This is a genomic window from Streptomyces sp. NPDC002734 (genome assembly GCF_040295685.1).
GTDB lineage: Bacteria > Actinomycetota > Actinomycetes > Streptomycetales > Streptomycetaceae > Streptomyces.
The window spans coordinates 132,237-149,349 of sequence record NZ_JBEOVU010000005.1 but is presented as its reverse complement, the minus strand read 5'-3'; the positions used below and the strand labels follow the sequence as shown (position 1 = coordinate 149,349).

General features: G+C 75.1%; 17 protein-coding genes. 7 read left to right on the top strand and 10 right to left on the bottom strand.

The window, feature by feature from the left end; translation table 11 throughout:
- Window positions 1-12 precede the first annotated feature (12 nt).
- Window positions 13-240 (bottom strand): hypothetical protein, encoded by a 228-nt coding sequence (locus ABT026_RS07105; RefSeq protein WP_502967909.1) that lies wholly within the window; start codon window positions 238-240, stop codon window positions 13-15.
- Window positions 241-382: 142 nt separating this feature from the next.
- On the opposite strand from ABT026_RS07105, the gene ABT026_RS07100 reads away from it, so the two are divergent.
- Both ABT026_RS07100 and ABT026_RS07095 read left to right on the top strand, forming a co-directional pair.
- Window positions 383-823 (top strand): MarR family winged helix-turn-helix transcriptional regulator, encoded by a 441-nt coding sequence (locus ABT026_RS07100; RefSeq protein WP_351113048.1) that lies wholly within the window; start codon window positions 383-385, stop codon window positions 821-823.
- Window positions 824-851: 28 nt separating this feature from the next.
- Complete coding sequence (locus ABT026_RS07095; protein WP_351113047.1) at window positions 852-2,219, top strand: MFS transporter; 1,368 nt, start codon at window positions 852-854, stop codon at window positions 2,217-2,219.
- A 109-nt stretch (window positions 2,220-2,328) separates the two neighbouring features.
- On the opposite strand, the gene ABT026_RS07090 is transcribed toward ABT026_RS07095, so the two are convergent.
- Entirely contained in the window at window positions 2,329-3,372 is a 1,044-nt protein-coding gene (locus ABT026_RS07090; protein WP_351113129.1) for a WD40 repeat domain-containing protein, read from the bottom strand.
- Window positions 3,373-3,433: 61 nt separating this feature from the next.
- Between ABT026_RS07090 and ABT026_RS07085 the strand changes: the two genes are divergently transcribed.
- Window positions 3,434-4,126 carry a GDSL-type esterase/lipase family protein gene (locus ABT026_RS07085; RefSeq protein WP_351113046.1) on the top strand — a complete coding sequence of 231 codons (693 nt, stop codon included), beginning with the start codon at window positions 3,434-3,436 and terminating at the stop codon, window positions 4,124-4,126.
- Window positions 4,127-4,199: 73 nt separating this feature from the next.
- Window positions 4,200-5,198: an aldo/keto reductase gene (locus tag ABT026_RS07080; RefSeq protein WP_351113045.1), complete on the top strand. Its 999-nt coding sequence runs from the start codon at window positions 4,200-4,202 to the stop codon at window positions 5,196-5,198.
- A gap of 205 nt (window positions 5,199-5,403) precedes the next feature.
- On the opposite strand, the gene thpR is transcribed toward ABT026_RS07080, so the two are convergent.
- Both thpR and ABT026_RS07070 read right to left on the bottom strand, forming a co-directional pair.
- Window positions 5,404-5,985, bottom strand: a complete 582-nt coding sequence (thpR, locus tag ABT026_RS07075) for an RNA 2',3'-cyclic phosphodiesterase (RefSeq protein ID WP_351113044.1) — start codon at window positions 5,983-5,985, stop codon at window positions 5,404-5,406.
- 114 nt (window positions 5,986-6,099) lie between these two features.
- Window positions 6,100-9,336, bottom strand: a complete 3,237-nt coding sequence (locus ABT026_RS07070) for a sacsin N-terminal ATP-binding-like domain-containing protein (RefSeq protein ID WP_502967908.1) — start codon at window positions 9,334-9,336, stop codon at window positions 6,100-6,102.
- 6 nt (window positions 9,337-9,342) lie between these two features.
- On the opposite strand from ABT026_RS07070, the gene ABT026_RS07065 reads away from it, so the two are divergent.
- Complete coding sequence (locus tag ABT026_RS07065; protein ID WP_351113042.1) at window positions 9,343-10,044, top strand: HAD family hydrolase; 702 nt, start codon at window positions 9,343-9,345, stop codon at window positions 10,042-10,044.
- Here the strand turns inward: ABT026_RS07065 and ABT026_RS07060 are convergent.
- Window positions 10,005-10,304 (bottom strand): hypothetical protein, encoded by a 300-nt coding sequence (locus ABT026_RS07060; RefSeq protein WP_351113041.1) that lies wholly within the window; start codon window positions 10,302-10,304, stop codon window positions 10,005-10,007. The genes ABT026_RS07065 and ABT026_RS07060 overlap by 40 nt on opposite strands.
- A gap of 136 nt (window positions 10,305-10,440) precedes the next feature.
- Here ABT026_RS07060 and ABT026_RS07055 point away from each other — a divergent pair, with 136 nt between their 5' ends.
- Window positions 10,441-10,824 (top strand): cold-shock protein, encoded by a 384-nt coding sequence (locus ABT026_RS07055; RefSeq protein WP_351113040.1) that lies wholly within the window; start codon window positions 10,441-10,443, stop codon window positions 10,822-10,824.
- A gap of 49 nt (window positions 10,825-10,873) precedes the next feature.
- Here ABT026_RS07055 and ABT026_RS07050 read toward each other — a convergent pair whose 3' ends face one another.
- The 4 genes from ABT026_RS07050 to ABT026_RS07035 all read right to left on the bottom strand — a co-directional run bounded on the left by ABT026_RS07050 (window position 10,874) and on the right by ABT026_RS07035 (window position 14,171).
- Window positions 10,874-11,824: a 1,4-dihydroxy-6-naphtoate synthase gene (locus ABT026_RS07050; protein ID WP_351113039.1), complete on the bottom strand. Its 951-nt coding sequence runs from the start codon at window positions 11,822-11,824 to the stop codon at window positions 10,874-10,876.
- Window positions 11,821-12,540, bottom strand: a complete 720-nt coding sequence (locus ABT026_RS07045; protein ID WP_351113038.1) for a futalosine hydrolase — start codon at window positions 12,538-12,540, stop codon at window positions 11,821-11,823. The genes ABT026_RS07050 and ABT026_RS07045 overlap by 4 nt, the downstream gene beginning before the upstream one ends.
- Window positions 12,541-12,556: 16 nt before the next feature.
- Complete coding sequence (locus ABT026_RS07040; RefSeq protein WP_351113037.1) at window positions 12,557-13,048, bottom strand: DUF2771 domain-containing protein; 492 nt, start codon at window positions 13,046-13,048, stop codon at window positions 12,557-12,559.
- Window positions 13,049-13,238: 190 nt separating this feature from the next.
- Window positions 13,239-14,171: a DUF3027 domain-containing protein gene (locus tag ABT026_RS07035; protein WP_351113035.1), complete on the bottom strand. Its 933-nt coding sequence runs from the start codon at window positions 14,169-14,171 to the stop codon at window positions 13,239-13,241.
- Window positions 14,172-14,515: 344 nt separating this feature from the next.
- Between ABT026_RS07035 and ABT026_RS07030 the strand changes: the two genes are divergently transcribed.
- Complete coding sequence (locus ABT026_RS07030; RefSeq protein WP_502967907.1) at window positions 14,516-15,922, top strand: MFS transporter; 1,407 nt, start codon at window positions 14,516-14,518, stop codon at window positions 15,920-15,922.
- Window positions 15,923-15,976: 54 nt separating this feature from the next.
- Here the strand turns inward: ABT026_RS07030 and ABT026_RS07025 are convergent, their stop codons facing one another.
- Window positions 15,977-17,014 carry a hypothetical protein gene (locus ABT026_RS07025; protein ID WP_351113034.1) on the bottom strand — a complete coding sequence of 346 codons (1,038 nt, stop codon included), beginning with the start codon at window positions 17,012-17,014 and terminating at the stop codon, window positions 15,977-15,979.
- Between the last annotated feature and the right edge of the window lie 99 nt (window positions 17,015-17,113).

The following is a 17,113-nucleotide window of genomic DNA, read 5'->3' as shown; positions in this document are numbered from 1 at the left end:
CGCCCCCGTCCGCTACGGCCCCGCGCTCCCGTGCGCGGGGCCGTAGTGCTTCTCCGTCTCCTCGACCGCGGCCCGGAACCGCTGGTCGAAGTCGTCCCTCACCAGCGTCCGGACCACGTAGTCCTGGACGCTCATCCCGCTTCTCGCCGCGTGCCTGCGGAGACGGTCGAGCAGGTCCCCGTCGACGCGCAGGCTGAGCACACCGCTGTCGGTGTGTCCCGTCGTCTGCGTCATCTGCATGGACATGAGGGTCGCGCCGGAGGGTGGAAACAGTCCCGTTTCCTTCGCTCGGACCACTCCTTCGGGTGATCTCGCCCACCCTCCTGCACGCATGAGGCCCCGTCATTGTTCTTTAGAGAGAGTAATGAGTTACGCTAAGGACATGCTGGACCTCCACCACGGCGACGACGCGGACGCCGTGAACGACCTGCGCTCCGCCGTGATGCGCCTGGCCCGCCGCCTCAAGCACCAGCGGGTGGACGAGTCGCTGAGCCCCACCGAGATGTCGGTGCTCGGCACCCTCGCCCGCTGCGGCCGTGCCACCCCTGGTGAGCTGGCCCGCAAGGAGCACGTGCAGCCGCCGTCCATGACCCGCATCGTGGCCCTGCTGGAGGCCAAGGGGCTGGTCCGTCTGGAACCCCATCCGGACGACCGCCGGCAGAAGGTCGTCTCCCAGACCGACGCGGCCGAGGCGATGCTCGAGGAGAGCCGCCGCAGGAGGAACGCGTTCCTCGCCGCGCTGGTCGAAGGGGGACTCGACGAGGAGGAGTGGGCGAAGCTCCGGGCCGCCGCGCCGGTGCTGGAGAAGCTCGCCCACCTGTGAGCTGGACGCCAGAAGGAGGCGAACCTTTTTGAGTTCGGGATCCGGAGCAGACTCCGCCCCCGCACCGTTCGAACCACCGACCCCCCGCACCACCCCCGCTGCCGTCGCCGAGCCTCGCAAGGGCTCGATGTTCAGTTCCCTCAGGATCAGGAACTACCGGCTCTTCTTCACCGGCCAGGTCGTCTCCAACATCGGCACCTGGATGCAGCGGATCGCCCAGGACTGGCTGGTGCTCAGCCTCACCGGCTCGTCCACCGCCGTGGGCGTCACCACGGCGCTGCAGTTCCTGCCCATGCTGCTGCTCGGGCTGTACGGCGGCCTGCTGGTGGACCGGCTGCCCAAGCGGCCCACCCTGCTGGTCACCCAGTCCTCGATGGCCGTCACCGGCCTCGCGCTGGCCGCGCTCGACCTGAGCGGGCACGTCGAGGTGTGGCACGTCTACGTCGCCGCCCTGCTGGTCGGCATGGCCACCGTCGTCGACAACCCGGCGCGCCAGACCTTCGTCTCGGAGATGGTCGGCCGGGGGCAACTGCAGAACGCGGTCGGCCTCAACTCCGCCAACTTCCAGTCGGCCCGCCTGATCGGTCCCGCCGTGGCCGGCGTGCTGATCACCGGCATGGGCACGGGCTGGGCCTTCCTGATCAACGGGCTCTCCTTCGCCGCCCCCCTCGCCTGCCTGATGCTGATGCGCACGTGCGAGCTGCACCCGGTGGAGCGCGCGCCGCGCGCCAAGGGGCAGCTGCGGGAGGGCATCCGCTACGTGTCCGGGCGTCCGCACCTGTACTGGACGATCGTCCTGATCGGCTTCGTCGGGGCCTTCGGCTTCAACTTCCCGGTGGTGCTGTCCGCCTTCGCCTATGACGTCTTCGACACCGGGGCGGCGGGCTACTCGTTCTTCAACATCCTGATCGCCGTCGGCTCGCTGGCCGGCGCGCTGCTGGCCGCCCGGCGCGCCAGGGCGCGGCTGCGGCTGCTGATCGGGGCGGCGCTCGCCTTCGGTCTGCTGGAGGTCGTGGCGGCGCTCAGCCCCGGGCTGTGGCTCTTCGCGGCGCTGCTGGTGCCGCTCGGGGCGTTCAGCATGACGCTCAACGTCACCGCCAACACGAGCGTGCAGATGGCCACCGAGCCCGCGATGCGGGGGCGGGTGATGTCGCTCTACATGATGGTCTTCATGGGCAGCACGCCGATCGGGGCGCCGCTCGCCGGCTGGGCGACGGACGTGTACGGGGCGCGGGCGGGCTTCGTGGCCTGCGGCGCGGTCGCCACGTTGTCCGCCGTCGCGGTGGGGGTGGCGCTGGCCCGGCTGGGCCGCCTGCGCCTCGCCGTCGGCTGGCAGGGCGCGCACCCCACGGTGCGGGTCGTCCCGCGCGAGCGGGAGCTGGTCACCGCGAGCTGACGGGGACAAAGCGTGAGCCAGGAAGGGGGCGGGCGCCGGAGATCTCCGGCGCCCGCCCCCTTCGCCCGTCCCAGCCCGCTCAGGGTGCTCAGGAGCCCGGCACGGGAGGTCAGTCCGCGCGGCGGTGGCGGGCGGCGGCCCACAGGCCGACGATCACGGCGATCAGCGCCACCCCGCCGAGGGTGACGCTCCCCCCGTTGCCGCCGTCGCCCCCGTCGCCCCCGGAGGCCTCCGCGGGCGGGCCCGCCGCCGGGGAGCGGGAGGACGGCGAGGCGCCCCCGGACCGTCCGGACCGCTCCGGCGGCTCCACCGCGGCGCCCTCGGGCGCCGGCTTCGCGACCACCCGGCTGCCCTCGCCCTCGCTGCCGAACAGCAGCAGCCGCCCGTCCGCGCTGTACGTCAGTGACTCCCCCTGCCCCTGGAACGGCGGGGACAGCCGCTGCCGCTCCTTCGGCCGACCGCCGTTCCAGTCCAGCAGCACGCCGTCCAGGTAACCCCGCACCGCCAGCTGGGACCCGTCCGGGGAGAAGGCCGCGTCCGTCGCCCAGACGTCGATGCCGGCCACCGGCCGGAAGATGTTCACCCCGGTCGCCGACAGCCGCTTCGGCCCGGCCAGGACGTGCCCGTCGCCGCCCTTGCGCTTGTCGACGATGTAGACCCGCCCGGTCTTCGGGTGCACGGCCAGCGACTCGGCGTCCCGCGCCCCGCCCTCGTACTGCACCACGTACTGCGTGGCCGGCACGGTGGCGTCCCGCAGCCGCTTCGGCTCGGGGAAGGCGTAGATCCAGACGTGGTCCCAGCCGCCGTCGAAGTTGTCGCCGATGTCCCCGACGTACACCCGCCCGTCCGGCCCCACCGACACGGCCTCGATGTCCCGCGCCTGCCCGACCCCCGACAGGGTCACGGTGGCCACGGTCCGCCCGGTGCGGCCGTCCACGGCGAACACCCGGGAGCCGTCCTCGCTGTCGTTGTGCGTCCAGTAGATCCCCGGGTGCCGGCGCGAGGCGGCGAGACCGCTCGACTCGGTGATCCGCGGGTCCGTCAGCGTGAAGCTCCCGTCCCCCTCCTCGGCGGCGGCGGGGGCGGCGGAGACGGCACAGCCGGCGACGGCCAGGAGCACCGCCCCGGCGAGGGTCGCGAGCGATCGACGCAGCATGCGCCCAGTGTCCCCCCTCACGTCGCGTCGCGGGCCGGGAACGGGGCATCATGATCGGATGCTCAGGTTCATGCCCGTCGGGGACTCCATGACGATCGGCAGCGCGGGGGAACACACCTGGCGCTACCGCCTCTGGCAGCACCTGCGGGCCACCCTCGACGCCCCGTTCGGGATCGTCGGTCCCCGTGAGGCGCTGCACGACCCGGCGACCGACGGCCCCGACGCGTACGCGTACGCCGCCGACGTCGACCCGGCGTTCCCCCGCGCGCACCTGGCCGGCTGGGGCGAGGGCTGGCACCACATGATGCCGCTGATCGGCGAGGAGGCCCGCGCCCACCGCGCCGACGTGCTGCTGATCTCCCTCGGCCTGATCGACCTGGGCTTCTACACCAACGCCCGGCAGACCGCCGACAACGTGCGCCGCTTCGTGATCAACGCGCGCGAGGTCCGGCCCGCGGTGCGGATGGTGATGCTGCCGGTGATCCCCAACGTGCGCGCAGCGAAGGACGAGGACTTCGCCCTGGAGGTGACCCGCTTCAACGAGCTCCTCGCCCAGGAGGTCGAGACCCTGCACACCGAGCACTCCCCCGTCCTCCTCGCCCCCGTGCCGCCCGGCTGGGACATCGACCACGACACCTACGACGGCACCCACCCCAACGCCTCCGGAGAGCACAAGCTGGCGGCGACCTTCGCGGACGTGATGCACGAGGAGTGGGGATACGGGCGGCGGTACGAGCCGTCGCACCCGTAACGGGGTCGCCGTTCACCGTCGTGACGTCGAGTCCCTCTTGCCCGACGCGCCGCCAGGGCGTTGGCTGGGGACCATGAAGTACACACAACTGGGACGCACGGGTCTCAAGGTCAGCCGGCTCGTCCTCGGAACCATGAACTTCGGTCCGCAGACCGACGAGGCCGACAGCCACACAATCATGGACGCCGCCCTCGACGCGGGCCTGAACTTCTTCGACACGGCCAACGTGTACGGGTGGGGCGAGAACAAGGGCCGCACCGAGTCGATCATCGGCAGCTGGTTCGCCAAGGGCGGTGAGCGCCGCGACAAGGTGGTGCTGGCCACCAAGGTGTACGGCAACATGAGCGCCGACGAGAAGCCCTGGCCCAACCACGACCGGCTCTCCGCGCTGAACATCCGGCGCGCGGTGGAGGCCAGCCTCAAGCGGCTGAACACCGACTACATCGACCTGTACCAGTTCCACCACATCGACCGCCGGACCCCGTTCGAGGAGATCTGGCAGGCGGTGGACGTCCTCGTCCAGCAGGGCAAGATCCTCTACGCCGGTTCCTCCAACTTCCCCGGCTTCAAGATCGCCCAGGCGAACGAGGTCGCCACCCGCCGCGGCGGCGGCACCACCATCGGCCTGGTCAGCGAGCAGTGCCTGTACAACCTGGCCGAGCGGCGCGCGGAGATGGAGGTCATCCCGGCGGCCCGCGACTACGGGCTGGGCGTGATCCCCTGGTCGCCGCTGCACGGCGGACTGCTGGGCGGCGTCCTGAAGAAGGAGAACGAGGGCAAGCGGCGGGCCAGCGGGCGGTCCGCGGACGCGCTGGCGAACACCGCGGTGCGCGAGCAGGTGCAGGCCTACGAGGATCTGCTGGACAAGCACGGCATCGAGCCGGGCGAGGCCGCGCTGGCGTGGCTGCTGACCCGGCCGGGCGTGACCGGGCCGATCGTCGGCCCGCGCACCGTCGAGCAGCTCGAGTCCGCGCTGCGGGCGCTCGAGCTGGAGCTGAGCGAGGAGGTGCTGACCGAGCTGGACGAGATCTTCCCCGGTCCCGGCCCGTCGCCGGAGGCGTTCGCCTGGTAGACCCGCCGCGGGAGGCGTTCGCCCGCCGGGCGCGGGCGGGCGCCTCGCGCCGTCGCGTCCGCCGTCGGGCCGTCGCGACGTCGGGCCCTCGCGCCGTCGGCCGGACTACCGGCCGATGGCCGAGGCCAGGGCGACGGCGACGAACATCAGGACGAGCACACCGGCCATGATCCGGTTCCGGGTCTTGGTATCCACGCCTTCGAGGTTAACCGGAGGCGCCGAGCCGCCAGCGGGCGGCCGTCTCGTAGCGGGGCTGCTCGCCGGGGATCCCGGAGCGCGGCAGCAGGCTCTGGACCAGGGCCAGCTCCTCCACCGGCCAGGAGCGCCCGCGGTAGCCGTCCAGGGCCTCCAGGACCGGCCGGACGTCCGGGGGCGGGGCGCCGCGGCCGGAGCGGGCCAGCGAGAGGTGCGGCCGGTAACGGCGGTGCTCCTCCAGGCGCAGCCCGGCCCTGCGGGCGGCGGCCTCGGCGCGTGAGGCGAGGAAGCCCAGGTCCCGCACGTCGCCCTGGATCCCGGCCCACAGCGCGCGCCCCCGGCCGAACTGGCCGGCCCCGGCCAGGCTCAGCGTGAACGGCGCGGTGTGGGCGGCCGCGCGGGCCAGCCGCTCGCGCAGGGCGGGCAGCCGCTCCTCGTCGACCTCGCCGTAGAAGGCGAGGGTCAGGTGCCAGTTCGCGGGCACGGTCCAGCGCAGCCGCTGCCCGGCGGGGAGCCCGCGGAGCGGCGCCACGGCGTCCGCGAGGTCCTGGATCACGTCGTCCGGGGGCAGCACGGCGGCGAAGAGGCGCATGCCCCCAGGGTGACGGCCCCGGGGGCCCCGACGCCATCCGCCTGGCGGAGGACCGGCCGGCGGACAAGGCCCGGCGGCTGCCCTGCGGCTCCCCGGGACGGCGACGCCCCTCGGTCAGTCGAACCAGCGCGCGGTGGCGAGTTCCGCGGTGCGCGAGGGGTCCTCCAGGAGGGCAGCGACCTCGAAGCGGCGGGGCCACTGGCGGGCGGCCCAGGCGAGCCCGGCGGCCACGCCCTCCAGCGTGGCGGCGTGCACCGTGCCGTCCACGGCGAGCCGCCAGTCCAGCTCGGTCCCGTCGACCACCAGTTCCTCGTGCTCCACGTACGTCTCCGGGGCGGCGGGCCCCAGCAGCACCCGCACCGCCTGCGGCACCTCGTGCTCCACGCCCTGCGAGACGACCGTCCCGGGCACCGTCTCGCTGAGGCGGCGGATCTGGAAGAGCTCCGCCAGCTCGGCGGCGAGTTCCGGGCGCACCGGCAGCAGCGGCGTCCCCTCGATGAGCGGCAGCAGGTCGGGGGTGTCCACCACCACGGCGTAGGCGGAGTCGACGATCTCCGCGCGGCCGTCCACCACCGCGCGCACCTCGTCGGGCAGCAGCCCGACCCGCTCGGGGTCCAGCTCGGCGAGCGCGCTGTACAGGCCGTGCAGCTGGGCGGGGGTGACGGTGCGGTCCGGGTCGGCGAGGCGGTCCAGGAGCTCGGCCGGTCCGCCCGGCTCGTCGAGCAGCGCGGCCACCGAGGTGCGCACGCCCAGGGCGCGCAGCACCTGGACGTCGTCGAAGCCGGTGGCGTCCGCCTCGTCGTAGAGGCCGCGCAGCAGGGGGTCGCCGCCGGCCGCGAGCAGTCCGGCCGGGCGGCGGCCGTCCAGCACCGGGTGGCCGCGCAGCCACCAGGCGGTGTACGGGCGGACGGTCTCGTGGGTTCCGTCGGGCATCAGCACCCGTACCGGCTGGACGAGGGCGTCCCGCAGCGGCGGGAGGGAGAGCATCGCCAGCGCCTCGGGCCAGTGGTCGTCGTCGACCAGTTCCAGGTCGCGGACGGCGACCAGTTCGGTGGCGACCGGCGGAACGGGCGTGCCGGGGAAGCGGTCCAAAACGTCCTCGCACCAGACGTCGACCGCGTCCAGCAGCCCGGCGTCGTCGGGCTCGGCGAACTCCGCGTCACGGGGCTCGAGTTCGTCCGGGTCCAGGACGACGTCGGTGGCGCGGACCAGGGTGAAGCCGGCCAGCACGCCGCAGGCGGCGAGGGTCTCCTCGCCCCAGCGCTCGGCGATCTCCTCGTCCACCGCGAGCAGTTCGCCCTCGCGCACGACGCGGGCGAACGCGCTGCCGGGGAAGAGCAGTTCACCGGCGGGCGCGAGTTCGCCCTCCTCGTCGGGCAGGGCCAGCGCCCCCAGCCAGGGCTCGTCGCCCGGCTCCAGGTTCGCGTCGCGCACCAGGCCGAGGACCAGGTCGGCGAGTTCGTCGGCGTCCAGAGCGTTCTCGTCCCAGCCGGCGCCCTCGTCCTCGAGCGAGGCGGCGACGGCGGCGCGGACCTGGCCGGTGGTGAGGACGGCGCGGGCGGTCGCGGGCAGCGCGCCCAGCTTCTCCAGCAGGGGGTGCGCGGCGTCGGGGTGGGCCACCTTGAGGCCGAGGCGGGCGAGGAGCTCCGGGTCGGCCGACGGCCCGTCGGCGGTGGGCAGCAGCACCTGGCGCGGGCCGATGACGGTGCGGCCTCCCCCGGCGAGCGGGACGGGCAGGCCGGTCAGCCGGTCGGGGTCGACGCCCAGCAGGCTGTCGTAGAGCCTGTGCCACCACTCGGCGGACTTCTCCAGCCCGGCCAGCCGGTCGATCGCCTCGGTCAGCGGGAGCCGGGCGACGCCGAGGGAGCGCAGTTCGGTGCGGCGCTCCAGTCCGGCCGGGAGCAGGGTGGGCAGCACCTCGGCGAGGACCTTGACGGTGCCGGCGCCCGCGCCCTCGACGACCTCGGCGTCGCGCGGCCGCAGCGCCTCGGGCAGGTCGCTGTCCGAGCCGTCGCCGCGCGGCGGGAGGGCCGGGGGCAGGAAGGCGGTGCGGGGCAGCCGGTCCAGGACGGCCGCCCGCAGGGCGCCGTCCAGTTCTCCCTTGCCGAGCGGGCCGGGGACCAGGGAGATCAGGCCCTCGCCGACCGGACGCCAGGCGGACAGCAACGCGGTGTAGAGGCCGGCGGCGCGCTCCACCAGGAAGTCGGTGAGCGCTCCGGGCGCGACGTGCCGGCGGGTGGTGTCCAGCGGGAAGGTGGCGATCAGCAGGGCGGGCACACCGACCGGCTCGTCGCTGGGGGTCGGCGCGTGCAGCACGGGGCTGGTGCGGGGGCGGCCGGGCGCTCCGGCGTCGTCGACGGGGACGGCCCAGGTCACCGACCAGTGCGGGCGCAGGCGCTCCTCGACGGGGCGGTCGGCGAGGAGCCGGGCGTCGAGTTCGCCGTGGTCGGCGGCGGTGCGCCAGCAGGTCGTCCCGGTCCGTGAGTCCTCGACCACGACCACGTCGCCCTCGTCGCGGCGGCTCAGCACGCGCTCGGGCCCGTCGTCGCTCTCCACGACGACCTCGGCCAGTCCCGGCAGGGCCAGCAGCAGGGCGTCGTCCACGGCGTCCAGCAGCCGGGCGGCGAGCGCCTCGGCGGCGGTGTCGCGCAGCGGGAGGATGACGGCGGTGTCGTACGGGGCGGGCGCGGTGCCCTCGGCGGGGAAGGGCAGGCGCAGCACCGGGACGTGGCCGTCGCGGCGGCGGATCTCCTCGGCGAGGCCCGCGCTGCCCTTGGCCCCGGCCTCGGCGGCGGCGAGGTCGCGGGACTCGGCGAGGGACCAGCGGACGCCGCCGTGGCGGGAGACGACGGCGGGCTCGTCGGTGACGGCGAGGACGGCGGCGAAGCCGACGCCGAAGCGGCCGACGGCGGTGTCCGTGTCGCGTTTGGCGGAGGCGCGCAGGGTGGACAGCGACTCCACGCCGGCCGCGTCGAGCGGGGCGCCGGTGTTCGCGGCGACCAGGACGCCGTCGCGCAGGGTGAGGCGCAGGCGGCCCGGGACGCCGGCGCGGGCGGCCGCGTCGGCGGCGTTCTGGGCGAGCTCGACGACCAGGCGGTCGCGGTACCCGCCGAGGACGAGGTCCTCCTCGGCGTTGGCGTCCTCGCGGAAGCGGGGCGGGGCTGTGGTCCAGGTGTCCAGGACGGCGCGGCGCAGGGGCGCCGTGCCGAAGAGGTCCGGGGCGGGGTCCGGGGCGCCGGGGTCGGTGCTCGTCACGTTCACGTGAAGGAGGCTAACGCCACGGCGGGCGCGTCCACGATCCGTCCACGAGGTGAGCCCGTTCACCTCACGGTCACCATGAGCAGGCACCATGGCGGGGTGAACACGAGCCAGACGCCCCGGACAGGACCGACGACCCCGACCTCCCGGACGGCCCCGGCGTCCTCGAGGACGCCGACGGTCGGCTTCGACCTCGACATGACCCTGATCGACTCCCGCCCGGGCATCCATGCCTGCTACACGGAGCTCTCGGCGCTGACCGGCACGTTCGTCGACGCCGATCTGGCCGTCACCCGGCTGGGCCCGCCGCTGGAGACGGAGCTGGCGCACTGGTTCCCCGAGGAGCGCGTCGCGGAGATCGCCGACGTGTACCGGGAGCTGTACCCGCGCTTCGCCGTCGCGCCGACGACCGCCATGCCCGGGGCCCGGGAGGCGGTGGACGCGGTGCGCGCGGCGGGCGGCCGGGCGGTCGTGGTGACCGCGAAGTACGAGCCGAACGCGAAGCTGCACCTGGCGCACCTCGGCATCGACGCCGACGCCGTGATCGGTGGCCTGTGGGCGGAGGCCAAGGCGGAGGCGCTGCGGGCCCAGGAGGCGCACGTGTACGTGGGCGACCACGTCGGGGACGTGCTCGGCGCGCGGCGCGCGGGCGCGCTGTCCGTCGGCGTGGCGAGCGGCCCCTGCCCTGCGGAGGAACTCCGCGAGGCGGGCGCCGACGTGGTGCTGGCGGACCTCTCGGAGTTCCCCGGGTGGCTGGCGGGCTACCTCTCGGCGCCCACGCCGGAGCCCGAGGCCGCCTGAGCGGCGGCCGCCGCCCGGGCCTCCTGGGCCTCTCGCGCCTCGCGGCGTCCGGCCGCGGCGGACGTCAGCACGCCCGCGGCGGCGATCAGGAAGCCCACGCCCATCAGCATGCTCAGGCAGAACATGTAGACGGGGAACGGCGTGGTGCCCAGCAGGAGAGGCGCCACGGTGACCAGGGTGGCCACGGCGCCGACGACGAAGACGATCCCTCCGGCACGGACCAGGCGGTCGCCGGTGTTCAACGGTGTTTGTTCACGCACCCGACCAGGGTAGTTCCCAGCCAGGGGAAACGGCCGGGGGACGTCTTGTCGCCCGGTGAGGGCCCATTAGCCTGTAAACCGGCCGATATCGACGGCCGCCATCACCGCAACCAGCACGAGGACGAGGACGACGGACGTGCCTACCGGCCAGGTCAAATGGTTCAACAAGGAGAAGGGCTTCGGCTTCCTCTCCCGCGACGACGGCGGTGACGTCTTCGTCCACTCCTCGGTCCTGCCCGCCGGCGTCGAGGCCCTCAAGCCCGGTCAGCGGGTCGAGTTCGGCGTGGTGGCGGGTCAGCGCGGCGAGCAGGCGCTCGCCGTGACCCTGCTGGAGCCGGCCCCCTCGGTGGCCGCGGCGCAGCGGCGCAAGCCGGCCGAGCTGGCATCCATCGTCCAGGACCTGACCACGCTGCTGGAGGGCATGGTGGCCGGCCTGGACCGGGGCCGCTACCCCGACAAGGCGGTCGGCAAGAAGGTCGCCACCCTGCTGCGGGCGGTCGCCGACGACCTGGACGTCTAGGGCCTGTCCGGGTCGCCGGTGACCGGACGTCCAGGGGGCACAGTCACGGTCACGGGAAGGCGAGCGCGTCCGGCTTGAGCGCCGGGACGAGGCCCTGGTCCGCGGCGCGGTCCAGCAGGCCGCGGATCGCCGCCAGGCCCTCCTCGCCGAGGTCCGCGGTGAACTCGTTGACGTACAGGGCGATGTGCTGGTCGGCGACGGCCGGGTCCATCTCCTGCGCGTGCTCCATCACGTACGGGCGCGTCGCCTCGGGCACCGCCCAGGCGGCGCGCACCGAGGCGCGGGCCGCGTCGGCCAGCCGGTTCAGCGTGTCCTCGCCCAGGGAGCGCTTGGCGATGATCGCGCCGAGCGGGATCGCCAGCCCGGTGGTGGCCTCCCAGTGCTCGCCCATGTCGGCGAGCTTGGTCAGGCCGTAGTCCTGGTAGGTGAAGCGCGCCTCGTGGATGACCAGGCCGGCGTCCACCCTGCCGTCGCGGACCGCGGGCATGATCTCGTGGAACGGCATGACGACGATCTCGCCGACGCCGCCGGGCACCTCGGCCGCCGCCCACAGCCGGAACAGCAGGTAGGCGGTGGAGCGCTCGCTGGGCACGGCGACGGTGCGCCCGGCCAGGTCGCCGGGGGCGACGGCGTCCCGGGTGAGCACCAGCGGGCCGCAGCCGCGGCCCAGCGCGCCGCCGCAGGGCAGCAGCGCGTACTCGTCCAGCACGTACGGCAGCACCGCGTACGACACCTTCAGCACGTCGAACTCGCCGCGCTCGGCCATGCCGTTGGTGATGTCGATGTCGGCGAAGGTGACGTCGAGGAGGGGCGCGCCGGGGATCCGGCCGTGGGCCCACGCCTCGAAGACGAAGGTGTCGTTCGGGCAGGGCGAGTAGGCGATGCGCAGCGCGGCGCCCTCGGCACGGCCTGCGTGCTGGTCCTGCGCGGCGGCGGCGGGGGTGACGGCGGCGGCCGGGGTGACGACGGCGGCGGGGGTGTGCTTCGGCGTGTCGCTCATGGCTCCACTCTCTCGGTGCTGAAGCGCCTCAGGACGGGCGCGAGCCCTTCGAAGGCGGTGGTGAGGGCGGCCAGCGCCTCGGGGATCCGCCAGGCGGCGCGGTCGCGGGGGCCGACCGGGTTGGAGACGGCCCGGATCTCCAGGACGGGGACGCCGTGCGCGGCGGCCGCCTCGGCGACGCCGAAGCCCTCCATCGCCTCGGCGAGCGCGCCGGGGTGACGGGAGAGCAGCAGCGCGGCGCGACCGGCGGTGCCGGTGACGGTGGAGGCGGTGAGCACCGGGCCGGTGGCCGCTCCGGTGGCCTCGGCGGCGGCGCGGACCAGGCCGGCGGGCGGGCGGTGCGTGACGGCGCCGAAGCCGAGCTCGGTGACCGGCAGGAAGCCGTCGGCGGTCTCGGCGCCCAGGTCGGCGGCGGTGATCTCGTCGGCCACCACCAGCGAGCCGACGGGCGCGGCGGGCGCGAAGCCCCCGCCGATGCCGGCCGAGACGACCAGGCGGTACGGCTCGCCGCGCAGGGCGGCGGCGGTGAGCGCGGTGGCGGTGGACGCGGCGGCGAGGGCGGGGCCGACGCCGGCCGCGAGGAGGTCGGGACCGTCCGGGAGACCGCGCACCAGCAGGCCGCCGGGCAGCGCCGACTCACCGGTGACGGGTCCGAACGCGCGGGCCACCGCGTCCCCTTCGGCGGGGACGGCGGTGGCCACCAGTACGCGGGTCATGCCGGGCACGGCGCGGTCAGGCGTCGTCGCCGCGCTTGAGCTTGAACGTCCACAGCCCGGTGGTCTTGGCCTTGTCGTCCTTGTCCAGCGCCTGGATGGCGACGACGGTGGAGTTGCCCTGGGCGCCGTACTGGGAGCTGAAGAAGACGCTGCCGGGGATGGTCCGGTAGGAGCGGCCGCTGTCCTCGACGAGCGGGCGGCCGTTCATCAGGATCACCCAGCGGCTCTCGGCGATCTCCTGGTCGACGCCGAACCGGACGGTCTCGTCCTGGTTCACCTTCAGGGTCGGGACGTCCTTGTCCTGCAGGCAGGAGGTCAGCTCCTCGGAGCCGATCGCCTTGCCGTCGTTCCAGCAGGAGGCCTCCGAGTGGACCGTGTCCGAGTTGACGGTCACGGTGGCGACCGGCGACGGCGCGTCGCAGGCGGAGAGCGCGAGCAGCCCGGCGGAAACGGCGCCGACGGCGGCGACGGCTCGGCGGCGGCGCGCGGCGGAGTGCATCGTGGTCATGGCCGAAGGCTATCTGGCCCCGGCAACGACAAGGTCACGCGGGGGTCGGCGTGCCGTCCCCCGCGGCGCCCATACGGTGCGAACCGCCGTGCGGGGGACGCTTTCGCCTCCTGGGCAGGCCGGGTGAGGGGCCGGGCGGGGCGCTTGCCGAGCCGCACCCCGGCGACGGGCCGCGCGGGCCCGCGACCGGTCAGGAGTGGCCCAGGTCCTCCGTGGAGGAGTCGGCCGTGGCGGGGACAGAGCCCTCGTCGGGGACCGAGACGGGGTGCAGGACCATCGACTCGACCCGGGTCTCGTCGAGGACCGGCGGCGCGGGCCGCGGCGGCTTCGGCATCACGGCGGCCTCCGAGTGGGCGCCGCAGCCGTATCCGAGCGACACCACGCGTCCGTCCGCGGGCGAGAACTCGTTGGCGCACACACCGAACGCCTGGCCCAGCGAGCCGCCCACCCGGGCGAGGAAGCCGCAGCTCACGCAGGTGGCGGGCGCCGCCTGCGCCATCGGGGCCTTCGGGCCGAAGGAGTCCTCCCACCGGTCGGCGGCGGTGTGCAGCCCGTAGCGGGAGAGCACCCGGGCCCGGCGCAGGCCCAGCTCCTCGGCGACGGCCGCGATGGTGCCGCGGGCCGGGGTGACCGGCAGCTCCGCCGGCCCGGCGCCCTCGACCTCGGCGTCCTCCGCCTCGGCCAGCGCGGCCATCTCGTCGGAGACCGCGGAGTTCGGCGCGGGCTCGTCCTCGCCGCTCCAGCCCGGCTCCAGGCGCAGGTCGTCGGCGCCTGTCGGCAGCAGGTCGCCGGGACCGAGGTCGCCCGGCCGCAGCCGCTCGCTCCACGGCACCCACTCGGGAGCGAGCAGCGAGTCGGGGCCTGGCAGCAGCACCGTCTCGTCCAGGGTGACGATCTTGGCGCGGGAGGCCCGGGCCACCGTCACGGCCCAGCGCCAGCCGCGGTAGCCGAGGTCCTTGCACTCGAAGAAGTGGGTGACGACGCGGTCCCCCTCGGAGACCATGCCGACGTGTTCACCGACGACTCCCGGCGCGGCGGCCTCCTCGGCTGCGGCGCGGGCGAGGTCGACGGCCTCGGCGCACAGGCGGTCGGGGGTGCGGCTTCGCGTTGTCGCTGCGCTCACAGGTATCGCTTCTCTCCTACGCCGTCTCACGGGTGCACGCGTACGGCGGCGGGGCGGACGGAGCGGACCGAAGGGCCGCGTCGACGTCCGCGCCCGATCGCGCTCGGGCGCACCTATGTCATCCATTCTGCGGGATGAGGTTCAGGCGCGCAGCCGAGTGCAACCACCACGGCGCGCAACCGAACGCTACCTTCTCCGTGGCCGTCGGCCCACACCGGCGGGCGGTTCCGGCGTTCCCGATCGGCGCGCGAGGGTCTCGCGGGACGTGCCGGCCCTTCCTCCGACAATCCGAACCGCCCGGACGGAACAGCGCATAACCGCCGCGGGCGGGGCACTATGACGGGGTGGCAGCCGTACGGACGTCCCGGGGATCCGGGGGGCGAACCATCGGCGGAGCGGACCGTGACGACGGACCGTTCCGTGCCGTCGGGCGTGCCCTGAGGTCCCCGTTCGGCGCGCTGGGCCGGCTGATCCGCCGGGTCACCCACGCGCACGGGGCGGGCGAGTCGGGGCTGGGCAAGCTGATCGAGCTGCACGCGGTGAACGGGGCGGGCGACGTCCTGATCACCGTGGCACTGGCCTCCACCGTCTTCTTCTCCGTCCCCACCGACGAGGCGCGCGGGCGCGTCGCGCTGTACCTGGCGATCACCATGGCGCCGTTCGCGCTGCTCGCCCCGGTGATCGGGCCGCTGATCGACCGCATCCCGTACGGCCGCCGGGCCGCCATGGCGACCGCGATGGGGGCGCGGGCGGTGCTGGCACTCGTCCTCACCGGGGCGGTGGTCGGCGGCGGCATCCAGCTGTACCCGGCGGCGCTGGCGGTGCTGGTGTGCTCCCGGACGTACGGGGTGGTGCGCAGCGCGGTGGTGCCGCGTCTGCTGCCGCGCAAGTTCTCGCTGGTCAAGGCGAACTCCCGGGTCACTCTCGGCGGGCTGATCGCCACCGGCGTGGCCGCGCCGGTCGGGGCCGCGCTGCACCAGCTCGGGCCGCGGTGGCCGCTGTACGCGGCGTGCGCGGTGTTCGTCGCGGGGACGCTGCTGTCCTTCTCGCTGCCGAAGAAGGTCGACTCCGCGAAGGGGGAGGAGCCGGCTCTGCTGGCGGCCGACCCCGAGCACCTGCACGGCCCGCACCGGCGCAGCCCCGGGGACCGGCCCCGGCTGGCGCTGCGCGCGGTCGGCACGAGCGTGACGCACGGGCTGGCGGTCAACGCCTCGCAGCGGGTGCTCTCCGGGTTCCTGCTCTTCTTCCTGGCCTTCCTGCTGCGGGAGCACCCGATGAGCGGGCAGAGCGTGGCCGTCTCGATGGGCATCGTCGGCGTCTCGGCGGGCACCGGAAACGCGCTGGGCACGGCGGTCGGCGCGTGGGTGCGGGCGCGGGCGCCGGAGCGGATCATCGTGTCGGTGGTCGCGCTGGTGGTGTTCGCGGGGGGCCTGGCGGCGGCGTTCTTCGGGGCGGCGATGGTGGCGGTCCTCGCGGGCGTCGCGGGGTTCGCCCAGGCGCTGTCCAAGCTCTCGCTCGACGCGATGATCCAGCGGGACGTCCCCGAACAGGTGCGGACCTCCGCGTTCGCCCGCTCCGAGACCACGCTCCAGCTCGCCTGGGTGGTCGGCGGCGCGATCGGCATCTCGCTCCCCCTGGTGGGCCCCCTCGGCATGGCCGTCGCCGCGGCCATCGTCGGCGTCGGCTGGGCCACCACGGTCCGCGGCCTCCTGCACAGCGCGACGGCGACGGGCCGCCGCACCCTGGCCTGACACGACCGTCCAGGCCGTCGGGCGGGGCCTCACGCCGTCGGGCGGGGCGGGCCGTCAGACCGGGCGGCGGCGGGTGTGCCAGAGGACGTATACGGCGGTGAGGACGGCGGCGGCGCGCAGGACCCAGGGTCCGGTCTGGGTGAGGGCGGCGGCGAGTTCACCGTCGAGGAGGGGGGCTCCCCAGCGGCCGCGGGCGCGGCCCCAGAGCCAGACGACGCCGCCCGCGACGGCGAGACCCGGCATGATCATGAGTGCCCACCGCGTCCCGCCCGGCCCGAGCCGCCGGGAGCCCCAGACGATCAGCCAGCCCAGGGCCAGCGGCAGCAGCTCGCCCAGCACCGCGCCCGCGACCAGCAGCAGTGCGGCGGCGATCAGGAGGGGACTGCCGAGGCCCGCCCCGCCCCCGGCGCCCTTGCGCCTGCGGGGGAGCCACCCGAACCGCCGGCCCGCCGGGACGACGGCCGGCGCGACCGCTCCCGGGTCCGGCGGCAGGGCGGCGTCCGCCCCGGCCCCGGGGTCCCGGTCGCGTGCGCGCTCCCGCGGGGGCGGCTTGAGCATCTCGGGGATCTCGACGCCCCCGGTGAACCCGGGCACGTCGTCGGGCCCCGCCACCGGGTCCACCCGCCACCAGTCGCCCGCCGCGGTGGCCTCGTCCTCCCGCTGCTTCGGCACGCTCCTGCGCAGCCCCCACAGCCGGGACCCCTGGGGGGCGGACGGCGCGGCCTCGGGCGAGGGCGGCCCCTCCGCCGAGGGCGCCGGGGACGAGGGCGCCGGGGACGCGGCGGTCGGAGCCTGGGCCACGGGGGCCGCGGGGGCCGACGGGGCGGTGGGCGGCGTGTCGGGGGCCGCCCGCTGGACCGGCACCGACCCGCCGGCCGCCGCGACGACCGCGTCCGGCGACCCCAGCCGGTCCAGGATCCGCCGCACCGTCGCGGGACCGTCCCCCATCGCCTTGGCGCGCCGCCGGTCGATCTCGCCGCGCAGCTCCGTCACCAGCCGCATCCGCGTCGCCGACGGCAACTGCCGCTGCTGGGCGACGTCACCGACCCGGCTCAGGTAGTCGTAGACCAGCCGGTCGCTCTCGATCCCCACGTGCTCAACCTCCCGTGCCACCGCCCTGCCGCCGCCCCGCGCACCCCCGGGCCCGCGCCTTCGCACGCTAGCGCAGAGACCCCGCCGCGGCCCCGGAAC